12 protein-coding genes and 1 pseudogene are annotated in these 14,090 nt (G+C 72.5%); 10 read left to right on the top strand and 3 right to left on the bottom strand.

Annotated features, from left to right (window positions below; genetic code table 11):
* Positions 1 to 3: 3 nt before the first annotated feature.
* The gene (gene aroA / locus V5O46_RS26045) at positions 4 to 1,320 is read right to left on the bottom strand and encodes a 3-phosphoshikimate 1-carboxyvinyltransferase (protein ID WP_332887136.1); all 1,317 of its coding nucleotides are present in this window, start codon (positions 1,318 to 1,320) and stop codon (positions 4 to 6) included.
* Between the two features lie 81 nt (positions 1,321 to 1,401).
* Entirely contained in the window at positions 1,402 to 2,145 is a 744-nt protein-coding gene (locus V5O46_RS26040; RefSeq protein ID WP_408649061.1) for a M50 family metallopeptidase, read from the bottom strand.
* A gap of 50 nt (positions 2,146 to 2,195) precedes the next feature.
* Between V5O46_RS26040 and V5O46_RS26035 the strand changes: the two genes are divergently transcribed.
* The 10 genes and pseudogenes from V5O46_RS26035 to V5O46_RS25990 all read left to right on the top strand — a co-directional run bounded on the left by V5O46_RS26035 (position 2,196) and on the right by V5O46_RS25990 (position 13,066).
* Entirely contained in the window at positions 2,196 to 3,011 is an 816-nt protein-coding gene (locus tag V5O46_RS26035) for an SOS response-associated peptidase (RefSeq protein WP_332887135.1), read from the top strand.
* A gap of 130 nt (positions 3,012 to 3,141) precedes the next feature.
* A complete protein-coding gene (locus V5O46_RS26030; RefSeq protein WP_332887164.1) occupies positions 3,142 to 3,729 on the top strand; it encodes an alpha/beta hydrolase family protein in 588 nt (195 codons plus the stop codon).
* Positions 3,730 to 3,988: 259 nt separating this feature from the next.
* Positions 3,989 to 4,672 carry an RNA polymerase sigma factor SigR gene (sigR, locus tag V5O46_RS26025; protein ID WP_332887134.1) on the top strand — a complete coding sequence of 228 codons (684 nt, stop codon included), beginning with the start codon at positions 3,989 to 3,991 and terminating at the stop codon, positions 4,670 to 4,672.
* A complete protein-coding gene (gene rsrA / locus V5O46_RS26020; RefSeq protein ID WP_332887133.1) occupies positions 4,669 to 4,989 on the top strand; it encodes a mycothiol system anti-sigma-R factor in 321 nt (106 codons plus the stop codon). The genes sigR and rsrA overlap by 4 nt, the downstream gene beginning before the upstream one ends.
* Before the next feature lie 132 nt (positions 4,990 to 5,121).
* Positions 5,122 to 6,474, top strand: a pseudogene (locus tag V5O46_RS26015) (HD-GYP domain-containing protein); the annotation flags it as partial.
* A 695-nt stretch (positions 6,475 to 7,169) separates the two neighbouring features.
* Positions 7,170 to 8,417, top strand: coding sequence for an HD-GYP domain-containing protein (locus V5O46_RS26010; protein ID WP_332887132.1), 1,248 nt, complete (start codon positions 7,170 to 7,172; stop codon positions 8,415 to 8,417).
* Between the two features lie 115 nt (positions 8,418 to 8,532).
* On the top strand, positions 8,533 to 9,513 hold the full coding sequence (locus V5O46_RS26005; RefSeq protein ID WP_332887131.1) for a tetratricopeptide repeat protein: 981 nt from the start codon (positions 8,533 to 8,535) through the stop codon (positions 9,511 to 9,513).
* A 152-nt stretch (positions 9,514 to 9,665) separates the two neighbouring features.
* Positions 9,666 to 10,316, top strand: a complete 651-nt coding sequence (gene def / locus V5O46_RS26000) for a peptide deformylase (RefSeq protein ID WP_332887130.1) — start codon at positions 9,666 to 9,668, stop codon at positions 10,314 to 10,316.
* Positions 10,317 to 10,610: 294 nt separating this feature from the next.
* A complete protein-coding gene (gene cyc1, locus V5O46_RS25995) occupies positions 10,611 to 11,696 on the top strand; it encodes an epi-isozizaene synthase (RefSeq protein WP_332887129.1) in 1,086 nt (361 codons plus the stop codon).
* Positions 11,693 to 13,066 (top strand): bifunctional albaflavenone monooxygenase/terpene synthase, encoded by a 1,374-nt coding sequence (locus tag V5O46_RS25990; RefSeq protein WP_332887128.1) that lies wholly within the window; start codon positions 11,693 to 11,695, stop codon positions 13,064 to 13,066. The genes cyc1 and V5O46_RS25990 overlap by 4 nt, the downstream gene beginning before the upstream one ends.
* A 21-nt stretch (positions 13,067 to 13,087) precedes the next feature.
* Here V5O46_RS25990 and V5O46_RS25985 read toward each other — a convergent pair whose 3' ends face one another.
* Entirely contained in the window at positions 13,088 to 14,053 is a 966-nt protein-coding gene (locus V5O46_RS25985; protein WP_332887127.1) for a GlxA family transcriptional regulator, read from the bottom strand.
* Between the last annotated feature and the right edge of the window lie 37 nt (positions 14,054 to 14,090).

Here is a 14,090-nt window from a genome sequence, read left to right as displayed (position 1 = left end):
CCCCTATGCCCCGAGCATCCCGGTCCACAGCTCGGGGAAGTCGGGCATCGTCTTCGCCGTGGTCGCCACGTTCTCGATCTGCACGTCCTCGACCACGAGGCCGAGGATCGCGCCGGCGGTGGCCATGCGGTGGTCCTCGTAGGTGTGGAAGATCCCGCCGTGCAGCCGGCGCGGGCGGATGCGCAGGCCGTCGGCGGTCTCGGTGACATCGCCGCCGAGTTCGTTGATCTCCTTGGTGAGCGCGGCCAGCCGGTCGGTCTCGTGCAGCCGCAGATGCGCCACCCCGCGCAGCGTGGAGGGGGAGTCGGCCAGGGCGGCGACGGCCGCGATGCCCGGTGTCAGCTCGCCGACCTCGCTCAGATCGACGTCGATGCCGTGCACGGCACCCGAGCCGGTGAGGACCAGTCCGTAGTCGGTCAGTTCGCAGGAACCGCCCATCTCGGTGAAGATCTCGCGCAGCCGGTCACCGGGCTGGGTGGTGCGGGCCGGCCAGTCGGGGATCACGACCCGGCCGCCGGTCACCAGTGCCGCCGCCAGGAACGGCTGGGCGTTGGACAGGTCCGGCTCGACGGTCAGGTCGCGGCCGAGCAGCGCGCCCGGCGTCACCCGCCACACATTGGGCTCGCCGCCCGACTCCGGGCTGTCGACCTGGGCGCCGACCGCGCGCAGCATGTCGACGGTCATCCGGATGTGCGGCATCGACGGCAGCGTGGCGCCGGTGTGGCGGACCTCAACGCCCTGGTTGCAGCGCGGGCCGGACAGCAGCAGCGCGGAGACGAACTGGGAGGACGAGGAGGCGTCGACCGACACCGGGCCGCCGTCCAGGGCGCCGCCGCCGTGCACGGTCAGCGGCAGCGCGCCGCGCCCGTCGTCGTCGATCCGGGCGCCGAGCGTGCGCAGCGCGTCGATCACCCCGTTGAGCGGGCGCTCGTACGAACGGGGGTCGCCGTCGAACCGGACGGGCCCGTCGGCGAGGGCGGCGACCGGCGGCAGGAACCGCATCACCGTGCCGGCGTTGCCGACGTCGATCGTGGCCGGGCCGCGCAGCCCCGCCGGGATCACCCGCCAGAACTCCCCGGTGCCGTCGGGGCCGACGCCCTCCTCGATGCCGATGCCCATCGCCCGCAGGGCGCCCGCCATCAGCAGCGTGTCGCGGGAGCGCAGCGGACGGCGCAGCCAGCCGGGCTCGGAGGCGAGCGCGGCCAGGACCAGGGCGCGGTTGGTCACCGATTTGGAGCCCGGCACGTGAACCGTCGCGTCGACGGCTCCGCGCGCGTGCGGGGCGGGCCAGAGGGCGGTGTCTGCGGGGTTCGAGGCCATGGCCCCACTTTAGTGGCTGAGGGGCCGACGGAGATCTTGATCAAATGTGGCGAAACCTGACGGAAACCCGGAACATCCGAGTCATCCCGACAGCAGCCAGCGGCCCCCGCCGATGAGCGAGCACAGCGACACCGTGTGGAACAGGAAGAACCACACCCCCGCCGGTGTGTGCGTCAGCCGCGCCAGCTGGTCCGCGTCCGAGTCCCCGGCACCGCCCCGGGCCCGCTTCGCCTGCAGTTCGAAGGCCGGGCGCACCCCGCCCAGCAGCAGGAACCACACCGCCGCGTACGCGAACGCGGCCTGCACCTGCGGCCCGGCCAGCCACGACACCAGCACGAAAGTGCCGCCGGTGAGGAACACCGTGAGCGCCCCGTAGGCGTTGCGGATCATCACCAGCAGGGCGAGCAGCAGCGCCGTCGCCAGCCACAGCAGCAGCGTGATCCGCCCCGTGGCCAGCAGCGCGGCACCGCCGAGGCCGAGCAGCGGGGGAGCGGTGTACCCGGCGGCCGCGGTGAGGATCATGCCCAGTCCGTACGGCTTGCCGCGGCTGACCGTCAGGCCGCTGGTGTCGGAGTGCAGGCGGATGCCGGTCAGGGTGCGACCGGTGAGCAGTGCCACGAGCCCGTGGCCGCCCTCGTGGGCGATGGTGACGGCGTTGCGCGCTATGCGCCACGGCATGTGCGGCACCACGACCGCCAGTGCGGCCACCAGGGTCGCGACCACCACCCACAGGTCGGGGTCGGGCTGGGTGCCCCACACCTCGTCCCAGAGGGAGGCGAGTGACGCGGATGCGGTGCTGTGCACCGGGCTGACTGGGCTGTCCATATGCGGTGAGGGCCCCTCCCGTTCGAGCGGAGTCTGGCAGTGTTGCACGTATGTGCGGACGGTATGCAGCCAGTCGTGGGCCCGAGGATCTCGCGGGAATCTTCGAAGTCGAGAAATGGGAGCCCGAGGAGACCCTGGAACCCGACTACAACGTGGCCCCCACCAAGGAGGTCTACGCCGTCCTGGACCGTCCCCTGAAGGACGCCCCCGACCCGCGCCCGGTTCGCCAGCTGCGGAAACTCAAGTGGGGGCTGGTCCCTTCCTGGGCCAAGACCCCCGAGGGCGGCGCCCGGATGATCAACGCGCGCGCGGAGACCGTGCACGAGAAGCCGTCGTACCGCCGCGCCTTCGCCGCCCGGCGCTGCATCCTGCCCGCCGACGGCTACTACGAGTGGGTCACCGGCAGCCAGGAGCGGGACCTGGAGGTCGAGGGGCGCAAGAAGCGGCCCCGCAAGCAGCCGTACTTCGTGACACCGGCCGACGGATCGGTGTTCGCCATGGCCGGGCTGTACGAGTTCTGGCGCGACCGGACGCTGCCCGACGACCACCCGCGGGCCTGGTGGGTGACCTGCTCGGTGATCACCACCGAGGCGGAGACCACCCCGCTCGCCGTCGCTCCCGCCGACGGACCGGCGTCGCTTGCCGACATCCACCCCAGGATGCCGCTGATGCTGACGCCGGACCGGTGGGACGCCTGGCTGGACCCGGCGCGTACCGACGCCGACGACCTCACCTCGCTGCTGGCGCCCCCGCCGGCCGGGCTCATGCGGGCCTACCCGGTCGCCACCGCCGTCAGCAATGTCCGCAACAACGGCCCGGAGCTGCTGAAGGAGCTGGAGGCGCCGGAAGAGGGCACACTCTTCTGACGTGACGGACAAGACACCAGAGACGTTCGGGACACGCGGGCCGGCCGGGACAGCCGGGACACCCGCGACCGCCGGATCACCCGCGACCGCCGAGACGGAAGTCGTCGAGACGGACGCGGGCACCGCGCGCATCACCTGGCACCGAGCCGGGAAGCCCCGCCTCACCCTGGCCGTCAGCCATGGTGCCGGCGGTGGCATCCAGGCCCGCGACCTGCAGGCGCTGGCCCGCACCCTGCCCGCGCACGCGGTGACCGTCGCCCTGGTCGAGCAGCCCTGGCGGGTGGCCGGGAAGAAGGTGGCGCCCGCGCCGAGGACCCTGGACACCGGCTGGCGGGGCATCTGGCCCACGCTGGCCCGGCCCGGGCTGCCGGTGATCTCCGGCGGACGCAGTGCCGGAGCCCGCGTCGCCTGCCGCACCGCCGCCGAACTGGGCGCACACGCCGTCCTGGCGCTCAGCTTCCCTCTCCACCCGCCGGGCAGGCCCGAGAAGTCCCGCGCCGACGAGCTGCTCGGGTCCGGTGTCCCCACCCTCGTCGTCCAGGGCGGCAACGATCCGTTCGGGAAGCCGGAGGAGTTCCCGCGCGGGGAGTACGAACTGGTGGAGGTCGCCCACGGCGACCACGGGTTCGCGGTGCCGAAGCGGGCCCCGACGGGCCAGGACGAGGCGCTGACGGTGATCACCGACGCGGTCGTCGAGTGGGCCGGGTCACTCGGCTGAGCCGCTGGGAATGACCCGCGGCCGGTCGCTGTTGTGCCGGACGTACGCTGCCGAGCACCGGCAGCACACAGCCGTAGGAGAGGAAGTCCGCCGCATGGGTTCGATCTCTTGCCCGCCCGCCTCCCAGCGCCGCCCCCTGGACTGGACGGTGCTGCACGCGGCGAGGACCGCCCCGGTTCGAGCGGCGGGGGGACCGGATCGTCGTCTATCCTCCGATTCGAGTGAGGCCGGAGCCGGTCTCACGACGACGCTGGAGGAGGTGGGTCCGGTCACCGGCACCGAGGCAGGGACCGAGAACGGCCAGGCGGAGCAGCCCGAGGGCCGGGGGACAGACATGGAGACGACTGCCGAGCGCAGTGCGCGCTTCGAGCGGGACGCGCTCGAGTTCCTCGACCAGATGTACTCGGCGGCCCTGCGCATGACGCGCAACCCCGCCGACGCCGAGGACCTGGTGCAGGAGACCTACGCCAAGGCGTACGCGTCGTTCCACCAGTTCCGCGAAGGCACCAACCTCAAGGCGTGGCTGTACCGGATCCTCACCAACACCTTCATCAACTCGTACCGCAAGAAGCAGCGGGAACCGCAGCGCAGTGCGGCCGAGGAGATCGAGGACTGGCAGCTGGCGCGCGCCGAGTCGCACATGTCGACCGGGCTGCGCTCCGCGGAGTCGCAGGCCCTCGACCATCTGCCCGACTCGGACGTGAAGGAAGCGCTCCAGGCGATTCCCGAGGAGTTCCGCATCGCCGTGTATCTCGCGGACGTGGAAGGCTTTGCCTACAAGGAGATCGCGGACATCATGGGGACACCCATCGGTACGGTGATGTCCCGGCTGCACCGGGGCCGCCGTCAGCTGCGCGGCATGCTGGAGGACTACGCCCGCGAGCGCGGACTGGTCCCGGCCGGCGCCGGAGAGTCGAACGAAGCGAAAGGCTCGGGCTCATGAGCTGCGGAGAGCCGCACGAGACGGACTGCAGTGAGGTCCTGGACCACCTGTACGAGTTCCTCGACAGTGAGATGCCGGACATCGATCGCGAGAAGTTCCAGCACCACTTCGAGGAATGCTCGCCGTGCCTGGAGAAGTACGGCCTGGAGCAGGCCGTGAAGAAGCTGGTCAAGCGGTGCTGCGGGCATGACGACGTGCCGGGCGACCTGCGGGCCAAGGTGATGGGGCGGATCGACCTGATCCGGTCCGGGCAGTCGGTGCCCGAGCACGATGTCACGGCGTCCCCCGCCTCCCCGGCAGCGCCGCAGGAGTCGTAGACCCGCTCGCGCCTCCGGCCCTCCCGGAGGCCCGCGCATCACCCGAACGTGCTAATCCGCGGGTTATCGGCCCGCGTTCCTCTCCTGCCTGCCTAGGCTCCGGAGCCTGACGGAGCTGGCCGGGGAGGGCTCATGGACGCGGTACCGCCACGGGCGCGTGGCTACGTCGCCGGTGTCGCCGCCGCCGCCCTGATCTGCCTGTTCCCCCTGCCGACGGCGCAGCCGCCCTGGGGGGCGGTGCTGCTGCTCGCCGGGGTGTACGCCGGCTGTGAGGCCGTGGCGCGCCGGCACTGCGTCGGCACCTGCTACCCCGTACTGCTGGCCGGCGCCTTTCTGCTGCCGCCGGCCGCCGCCGCGCTCGTCCCGCTGCCCGCGGCGTTGCTGGCACCCGCGGACCGTCGGTCCCCCGCGCTGCGCCGGACCTGGCGGGCCGCGCGGCTCGCGCTCGCCATGTGGGCCGCGGCCGGGGTGCACCGGGAGCTCGGCGGACCCGACGCCGTCCTGGCCCCCGACTTCCCGTACGCGCTGGTACCGGCCGGTGCCGCGGTGGTGGCCTGCTGCCTGGTGCTGACCGCGTTGGACGGCGGGATCCGGCGGCTGGCGGTGGGGCTGCCGCCCGCGCCTCTCGGCCAGTGGGGGAGGGGCCCGGCCCGGCAGGCGTGGCGGGGCAGATTCGGCCGCTCGCTCGCGCCGATCGCCGTGCACGGGCTCGCCGGTCTGATGATGGCCGTGCTGTGGCGCAGCCCGTACGGACCCGTCGCCGCGCTGCTGGTGCTGCTGCCGATGTGCGTGGCCTGGTGGGCGCTGGCCCAGTACCACCGGGAGCGTGCCGCGCACCGGGCCACCATCCGCGCGCTGGTGCAGGCCGTCGACATCAAGGACGGCTACACCCGCGGACACAGCGAGCGGGTCGGGCAGGCATCCATGATGATCGCCCGTGAGCTGGGTATGGACGACGAACGGGTGGAGACGCTCCGCTTCGCCGGGATCCTGCACGACGTGGGCAAACTCGGTGTCCCCACCCGGCTGCTGCGCAAGGACGGACCGCTCACCGCCGAGGAGCGGCGGGTGATCGAGCTGCACCCCGAGTACGGGCACGAGATGGTGCGCGGCATCCGCTTCCTCGGCGAGGCACGGGCCGCGGTCCTGCACCACCACGAACGGCTCGACGGCAGTGGCTACCCCTACGGGCTTGCCGGCAGCCAGATCCCGGAGTCGGCGCGGGTGGTGGCCGTCGCCGACGCCTTCGACGCGATGACGTCCACCCGCTCCTACCGTCGCGCCCGGCCCGTTGCGGTGGCGGTGGCGGAGCTCCAGCGGTGCGCGGGCACCCAGTTCGACCCACGGATGGTCGCCGCCCTGGTGCGCTCGCTGGGCCGGTGCGGACGCCCCGGCGAGGGCGACACCGAGGGCGGGGGAGCATGGCGCCCCGCGGTGACGGCCGACAGCACGGAACCGGGCCCCGCCGTACCGCCGGCCGGACGGCCCGGGGGACCGCCCGGCGGTCCCTGCGGTGCGCCGTCGGCGGCGCTGTCGGTGCCGCCGACGGCCGGTCCGTCCGCCGGTCCGTCCCCTGTGCTGTCCGGGGGTCTGTCTGCTGGTTCGTGTCCGGTGCTGCCGTCCGGGGGTCTGTCTGCTGGTTCGTCCCCTGCGCTGTCCGGGGGTCCGTCGGCCGGATCGTGTCCGGTGCTGCCGTCCGGGGGTCCGTCCGCCGGTTCGTCCCCACCGCCGTCCGCCTGTCGCTCCGTCGGCCCGTCTGCCGGGCCGTCCGGCGGGTGCGCTGTACCGCTGTCCGCGGGGCCGTCGGACGGGACGTCCGCAGGGTCGCCCGGGGGTTCGTCCGGGGGTTCGTCCGGGGGTTCGTCTGTACTGCCGTCCGCGGGTCCGTCTGCCGGGTGGCCGGCCGGGGCGGTGGCCGGGGTGCGTGCCGGGGCGGTGGCCGGGGTGCCTGCCGGGGCGGTCGCTGGACGGTTCGGCGGGTGGTCGGCGGCCTCGGGTGCCGGGTCGTGCGCCGAGGGCTCGGTGGCGGCGTCGGCCGGGTCGCCCACGGGGGCATCCGGAGGTCTGTCCGGTGGGGCGGCTGCGGCGCCGGGCGCCGCCGGGGGGGCCGGTGGGTGGTCCGCGGCGTCGGCTGCGCGGGCGACCGGTGGAGGGCAGGACGGTCGGCCGCGGGGCGCGCGATGAGCCCGGCGCGGCCGTCACCCGTCCCGCTGCTGATCCACGCCGCCGCCGCCACCGTCGCCGCCGTCTGTCTCGCCTCCGTGCTGTGGAACGGCCTGGACGAGCGGCCCGTCGCCCTCGCCTTCGGGGTGCTGGTTGCCCTCGGCGAGCTGACCCGCCGTCCCGCCGCCGAGGTCAGGGACACCGCGCCGCTGGGCACCGCGGGCGCGCTGTCGTACGCCCTGCTGGGGGAGAACGCGGGGCAGCCCACCCAGCACGGTGTCGCGCAGGCCGTCGCCGTCGTGCTCGCCGCCTCGCTGCTCGGCAGCGTGCCGCACATCGCCCGCGGCCACCGCGGCACCGTCGACCATCTGGCGCGCCGGGTGCTCACCGTGGCCTTCGCCGCCGTGTGCTTCCAGCCGCTGTTCAACGACGGCACCTTCCAGGACCTCGCCGGCCACGTCCACGCCGTGCTGCTGCTCGCGCTGCTGGCGCTGACCGCCCTGTGCGACGCCGTACTGGCCGCGCTGCCCGCGCACGCCCGCACCGGCTGGCCGTTCGGCCCGCTGCTGCGCGAGGAACTGCGCGGCATGGTCGGGATCACCTCGGCGGTGTGCGCGACCGGGGCCGTGATGGCGCTGGCGGTGGCGGTGGTGGGCCTGTGGGCGCTGCCCGTCTTCTCCGTGCCGCTGCTGCTCACCCAGCTGTCCTACCGGCGCTTCGCCGCCGTCCGCGCCACCTATCGGCAGACCATCGCCTCGCTGGCCCGGGCCACCGAGATCGCCGGGTACACCCCCGCGGGGCACGCCCGCCGGGTCGCCGCACTCAGCGGAGCGGTCGGGCGGGACCTGGGGCTGTCCGGGCCCGAGCTGACCGTGCTGGAGTACGCCGCCCTGATGCACGACATCGGGCAGCTCAGCCTGGTCGACCCGGTCCCGGCGGGCGCCACCGCCGGGCTGCCCGAAGCCGAGCAGCGGCGGATCGCACTGCTCGGCGGTGCCGTGGTCCGGCAGACCGGGGTGGACGCCGCGGTCGCCGTGGTCGTCGAGCGCCAGGCCGACCCCTACCAGGAGCAGCCGGTCGCCGCGCGGATCATACGGGCGGTGAACGCCTACGAGGAGAAGGCCCGGGACGCCGGGCCCGGCGGCGGCCTGGCGGTGCTGGAGGAGCTGCGCCTGGGCACTGCAGGCGACTACGCTCCCGACGTCGTGGAATCCCTGGCCCGGGTGCTCTCCCGAGGCTGTCTTACCTCCCGTGTGGTTGGGTAACCCATGGGTAATGAGCGCCCCTCCAGCCGTACGTGGTTTGATGCGCAGGAGAGGGTGTCCGGGGGCGCAGCAAGGGCACGGCCAGCCCACTGAACGGAACTGGCAGGCGGGAATCGTGAGGATCTTCGGCAAGGGACGGCACCGGCCCTCCGCCTCCTGGCGGCAGGCCACCGACCGCGCGTTCACGCTGATCGGCGACGGTCGATACGAGGACGCGGGGGCACTGCTGACACGTGCCGCCGATCTGGAGCCCTGGCTGTCGGAGTCGTGGTTCAACCTGGCGCTGCTGCACAAGTTCCGGCACGACTGGGAGCAGGCCCGGACCGCCGGCCTCCGCGCCGTCGCCCTGCTCGACCGGGACGCCGGGGCGCCGGACTGGTGGAACGTCGGGATCGCCGCCACCGCCCTGCAGGACTGGCCGCTGGCCCGGCGGGCCTGGCAGGCCTACGGGCTGCGGATGCCGGGAGCCGCCAAGGGTTCCGGCGAGCCGGCCGGCATGGAGCTGGGCAGCGCGGCCGTACGGCTGTCCCCGGAGGGGGAGGCCGAAGTGGTGTGGGGGCGGCGGCTGGACCCCGCCCGGGTCGAGGTGCTGTCGATCCCGTTGCCGTCCTCCGGCCGGCGCTGGGGCGAGGTCGTCCTGCACGACGGTGTGCCGCACGGCGAGCGGACCACGGCCGCCGGGCACTCCTTCCCCGTCTTCGACGAGATCGAGCTGTGGGCGCCCTCGCCCGTGCCCACCTGGGTGGTGCTGCTGGAGGCCGCCACCGAGGCCGACCGTGACGCCCTGGAGCAGCTCGCCGCCGACGCAGGCTTCGCCGCCGAGGACTGGTCGTCGTCCGTGCGGCTGCTGTGCCGGATGTGCTCGGAGTCCCGGATGCCGTCGGACGAGGGCGACGGTGAGCATCTCGACCCGCACGACCACAGCGAGCCCGGCCACCCGGGGCCGCTCGGCCACCGCACCGACGGGCAGCTGTGGGTGCCGGAGCGGGAGTGCGGGGTGGCTGCACCGGCCGCCCTGGTACGCGGGCTGCTGGACGGGTGGGTCGCGGACAGCCCGGACTCCCGCGACTGGCGGGATCTCGAAGAGGTCTGCTGACCGCGTTCGCCGGCTGCGGGTCCGTCGTGGCTGGTCGCGCACGCTGCGGACCCGGGTACCGGCACGGTCCCGCGCCCCTTCGGGGGCGCGGCTGCCCGTACCCTGTATCGAGCAGTCACCCCGGATCTCGTTCAGGAAGGCATACGTCGGTCATGGCGCAGCAGGACACCGATCAGCAGCAGGCGGGCGTGCTCCCCGTGGACGACGAGGGGTACGTCATCGACACGGAGGACTGCGACGAGCGCGAGGCGGCCTGGCGCGAGCGCGGCACCTCCCGACCGATCACGGTGGTCGGCAACCCCGTGCTGCACAGGGAGTGCAAGGACGTCACCGACTTCGGCGAGGAGTTCCAGCAGCTGGTCGCCGACATGTTCGCCAGCCAGCGCACCGCGGAGGGCGTGGGCCTGGCCGCCAACCAGATCGGCGTCGACCGGAAGGTCTTCGTCTACGACTGCCCCGACGACGAGGGCGTGCGCCATGTCGGCGTCGTCTGCAACCCCAGGCTCGTCGAGCTGCCCGCCGACCGGCGCCGCCTCGACGACAGCAACGAGGGCTGCCTCTCCGTGCCCACCGCCTACGCGCCGCTCGCCCGGCCCGACTACGCCGAGGTGACCGGGCAGGACGAGCGGGGCAACCCGGTCCGAGTGCGCGGCACCGGCTACTTCGCACGGTGTTTGCAGCATGAGACCGATCACCTGTACGGATACCTCTACATCGACCGGCTCTCCAAGCGGGAGCGCAAGGACGCGCTGCGGCAGATGGCCGAGAACGAGCCGCGCTACCCTGTCGTCGCGAACGACTGACGGCGCCCCCGAGGCCCAGTCGGCCCCGCCAACACCCTTGTGCACGGCGCCTGTTCGGGTTCCCCGAGCGGGCGCCTTTCGGCTGTCCGCCACACGTTCGATCCCCTCCACTCTTTCGGTGATCGGAAACCTGTCACACACTAGGAGAATTCCGGCACCTCGGGGTAGTGAACGGAGCAAATCCGTTCCCAGAACGGTCAGTTGTGGTGCTGAATGGAGGTGTGGGGATACGCAACGGCGCATGCCCCGCTGGGCGGGAGCGATGCGCCACCGGCGGCTGAGAGGGGTTTGTTCGTGCATGCTTTCTCACACGGCACCACATCGACACCGACGGCGATCGCGGTACCACCGTCGCTCCGGCTCCCGTTGATCGAGACGGCCTTTCCCCGGCAGCTCCACCCGTATTGGCCAAGGCTTCAGGAGAAGACACGAGCCTGGCTGCTGCAAAAACGCCTGATGCCGGCGGACAAGGTGGCGGAACACGCAGACGGCCTGTGCTACACGGACCTCATGGCCGGCTACTACCTGGACGCCCCCGACGAGGTGCTCCAGGCGATCGCGGACTACAGCGCCTGGTTCTTCGTCTGGGACGACCGCCACGACCGCGACATCGTGCACCGCCGGCCCGTCGCCTGGCGGCGGCTGCGGGGCCGGCTGCACAGGGCGCTCGACTCCCCCGGGGACCATCTGCATCACGAGGACGCCCTGGTGGCGGGGTTCGCCGACAGTGTGCAGCGGCTGTACTCCTTTCTGCCGGGGAACTGGAACGCACGGTTCGCCCGGCACTTCCATGCGGTGATCGACGCCTATGACCGGGAGTTCCACAACCGCAGCCACGGCATCGTCCCGGGTGTCCGGGAGTACCTCGCGCTGCGTCGGCTCACGTTCGCCCACTGGATCTGGACCGACCTGCTGGAGCCGAGCGCGGGACGCGAACTCCCGGACTCCGTGCGGAAAAACCCGGCTTACCGGCGGGCGGCCCTGCTGAGCCAGGAATTCGCCGCCTGGTACAACGACCTCTGCTCGTTGCCGAAGGAAATCGCGGGCGATGAGGTCCACAATCTCGGAATAAGTCTCATCACCCATGAGAGGCTGACTCTCGAAGAGGCGATCGGGGAGATCCGGCGACGCGTCGAGGAATGCATTCTGGATTTCCTCGTCGCCGAACGGGAGGCCCTCCGGTTCGCCGACGAACTCGCCGACGGCACAGTTCCGGGAAAGGAGCTGGGCGGCGCCGTACGAACCTGCGTCGCCAATATGCGGAACTGGTTCAGTTCGGTCTACTGGTTCCACCACGAGTCCGGCCGGTACATGGTCGACAACTGGGACGACCGGTCCACGCCCCCGTACGTCAACAACGAAGCGGCAGGTGAGAAATGACCGTCGAGTCCGTGCACCCCGGGGCCCGGGGGCAGAGGGCGCCTCTGCACGAGGCACCCGTGGCGGGCGGCAGCGTCCCGCTGCTGGGCCACGGCTGGAGGCTGGTCCGCGACCCGCTGGCCTTCCTGGCCCAGCTGCGCGACCACGGCGACGTCGTCCGGCTCCGGCTCGGTCCCAAGACCGTGTACGCCGTGACCACGCCCGCCCTCACCGGGGCGCTGGCGCTCAGCCCCGACTACATCATCGCCGGTCCGCTCTGGGAGTCCCTGGAGAGCCTGCTCGGCAAGGAGGGCGTGGCCACCGCCAACGGCCCGCTCCACCGCCGTCAGCGGCGCACCATCCAGCCCGCCTTCCGGCTCGACGCGATCCCGGCGTACGGCCCGATCATGGCCGAGGAGGCGTACGCGCTGGTGCAGCGCTGGCGCTCCGGCGAGGTGCTCGACGTCACCGCGGAGTCGTTCCGCGTGGCCGTCCGTGTCGCCGCCCGCTGTCTGATGCGTGGCAGTTACATGGACGCCCGGGCCGAGCGGATCTGCACCGCCCTCGCCACCCTGTTCAGCGGCATGTACCAGCGCATGGTCGTCCCGCTCGGACCGCTTTATCGCATACCGGTGCCGAGCAACCGCGAATTCAACCGGGCCTTGGCCGATTTGCATCACCTGGTCGACGAGATCGTCGCCGACCGCCGGGCGAGTGGTCGAAAGCCGGACGATTTGCTCACCGCTTTGCTGGATGCGAAGGACGAGAATGGCGAGCCCATTGGGGAACAGGAGATCCATGACCAGGTCATCGCGATCCTCACCCCGGGAAGCGAAACCGTGGGCTCCACGATCATGTCCCTCCTCCTCGTTCTCACCGAGCACCCGGATCTCGGCGACAGGATCCGTGACGAGGTGACAACGGTGGTGGCTGACCGGCCGGTCGCATTCGAGGACGTGCGGAAGCTGACGTACACCGCGAACGTGGTCGTCGAGACGATGCGGCTGTATCCGGCCGTGTGGATTCTCACCCGCCGGGCGGTGACCGAGACCGACCTGGGCGGGTACCGCATTCCGGCCGGGGCGGACGTCATCTACAGCCCGTACGCGATCCAGCGCGACCGGCGGTCCTACCAGCGGCACGAGGACTTCGACCCCGACCGCTGGCTCCCCGACCGGGCGGGCGAGGTCCCCAAGTACGCCATGAGCCCGTTCAGCGTCGGCAACCGCAAGTGCCCCAGCGACCACTTCTCCATGGCCGAACTCACGCTCATCACCGCGGTGGTGGCCTCCGCCTACCGCTTCGAGCAGGCGCCCGGCTCCGACGCCCGGCCCCGGATCGGCATCACGCTCCGGCCGCGCCGCCTGATGCTGCGGGCCCTGCCCCGCTGACACCGGCCGTGCGGCGCACGTTCAGGCGGCCTGCGGGCCCCTGAACGTGCGCCGGTAGGCCTGCGGTGTGGTGCCCAGCGCGCGGACGAACTGGTGCCGCAGCGCCGCCGCGGTACCGAACCCGGTGCGCCAGGCGATGGTGTCCATCGTCTCGTCCGTCGCCTCCAGCAACCGCTGCGCCAGCAGCACCCGCTGCCGCAGCAGCCAGCGGTAGGGGGTGGTGCCGGTCTCCTGCTGGAACCGGCGGGCGAAGGTGCGCGGGGACATATGGGCGCGCTCGGCCAGCCGCTCCACCGTGATCTCCTGGTCGAGGTTGCGCTCCAGCCAGCTCAGCACCTCGGTGACGGTGTCGCAGGCGGAGCGCGGCAGAGGCCGCTCGATGTACTGCGCCTGGCCGCCCTCCCGGTGCGGGGGCACCACCATCCGCCGGGCGATCCGGTTGGCGACCTCGGGGCCCTGCTCCTTGCGGACCAGGTGCAGACAGGCGTCGATCCCGGCGGCCGTGCCCGCCGAGGTGATCACCGGGTCCTCGTCGACGTAGAGCACGTCCGGCTCGATCACCGCCCGGGGATACCGCCGGGCCAGCTCGGCCGCGTGACGCCAGTGCCCGGTGCAGCGCCGCCCGTCCAGCAGACCGGCGGCACCCAGCACGAAGACCCCGGAGCACACGCTCAGTACCCGGGCCCCCCGGTCCACCGCCCGTCGCAGGGCGTCCAGCAACACGGGCGGATAGTCCCGCCGGACGTAGTCGCTGCCGGCCGGGACGGCGATCAGGTCGGCCTCGTCGAGCCGGTCCGGGCCGTGCGGCGTGGAGAGGGTCAGCCCGGCGGCGGCGGTGCGCAGCGTCGGACCCTCCGCCGAGACCACGGCGAAGTCGTAGACGGGCAGCCCCTCGTCGCTGCGGTCGATGCCGAAGACCTCGCAGACGACGCCGAGTTCAAAGGGATGCACACCGTCCAGCAGGACGGCGGCCACATTCTGCAGCATGCCGTCAGTGTGCCCCGGAAGTGGCAGAAAATCGAGG

This window comes from Streptomyces poriticola, from assembly GCF_036689765.1.
Classification (GTDB): Bacteria; Actinomycetota; Actinomycetes; order Streptomycetales; family Streptomycetaceae; genus Streptomyces; species Streptomyces poriticola.
This window is presented reverse-complemented; position numbering and strand designations above follow the sequence as displayed.

Coding starts and splice junctions, on each gene's coding strand:
- V5O46_RS26010 (WP_332887132.1), top strand. CDS start 7,170: ATGAGCCCGGCGCGGCCGTCACCCGTCCCGCTGCTGATCCACGCCGCC.
- V5O46_RS26040 (WP_408649061.1), bottom strand. CDS start 2,145: ATGGACAGCCCAGTCAGCCCGGTGCACAGCACCGCATCCGCGTCACTC.
- V5O46_RS25985 (WP_332887127.1), bottom strand. CDS start 14,053: ATGCTGCAGAATGTGGCCGCCGTCCTGCTGGACGGTGTGCATCCCTTT.
- V5O46_RS26035 (WP_332887135.1), top strand. CDS start 2,196: ATGTGCGGACGGTATGCAGCCAGTCGTGGGCCCGAGGATCTCGCGGGA.
- V5O46_RS25990 (WP_332887128.1), top strand. CDS start 11,693: ATGACCGTCGAGTCCGTGCACCCCGGGGCCCGGGGGCAGAGGGCGCCT.
- aroA (WP_332887136.1), bottom strand. CDS start 1,320: ATGGCCTCGAACCCCGCAGACACCGCCCTCTGGCCCGCCCCGCACGCG.
- def (WP_332887130.1), top strand. CDS start 9,666: ATGGCGCAGCAGGACACCGATCAGCAGCAGGCGGGCGTGCTCCCCGTG.
- rsrA (WP_332887133.1), top strand. CDS start 4,669: ATGAGCTGCGGAGAGCCGCACGAGACGGACTGCAGTGAGGTCCTGGAC.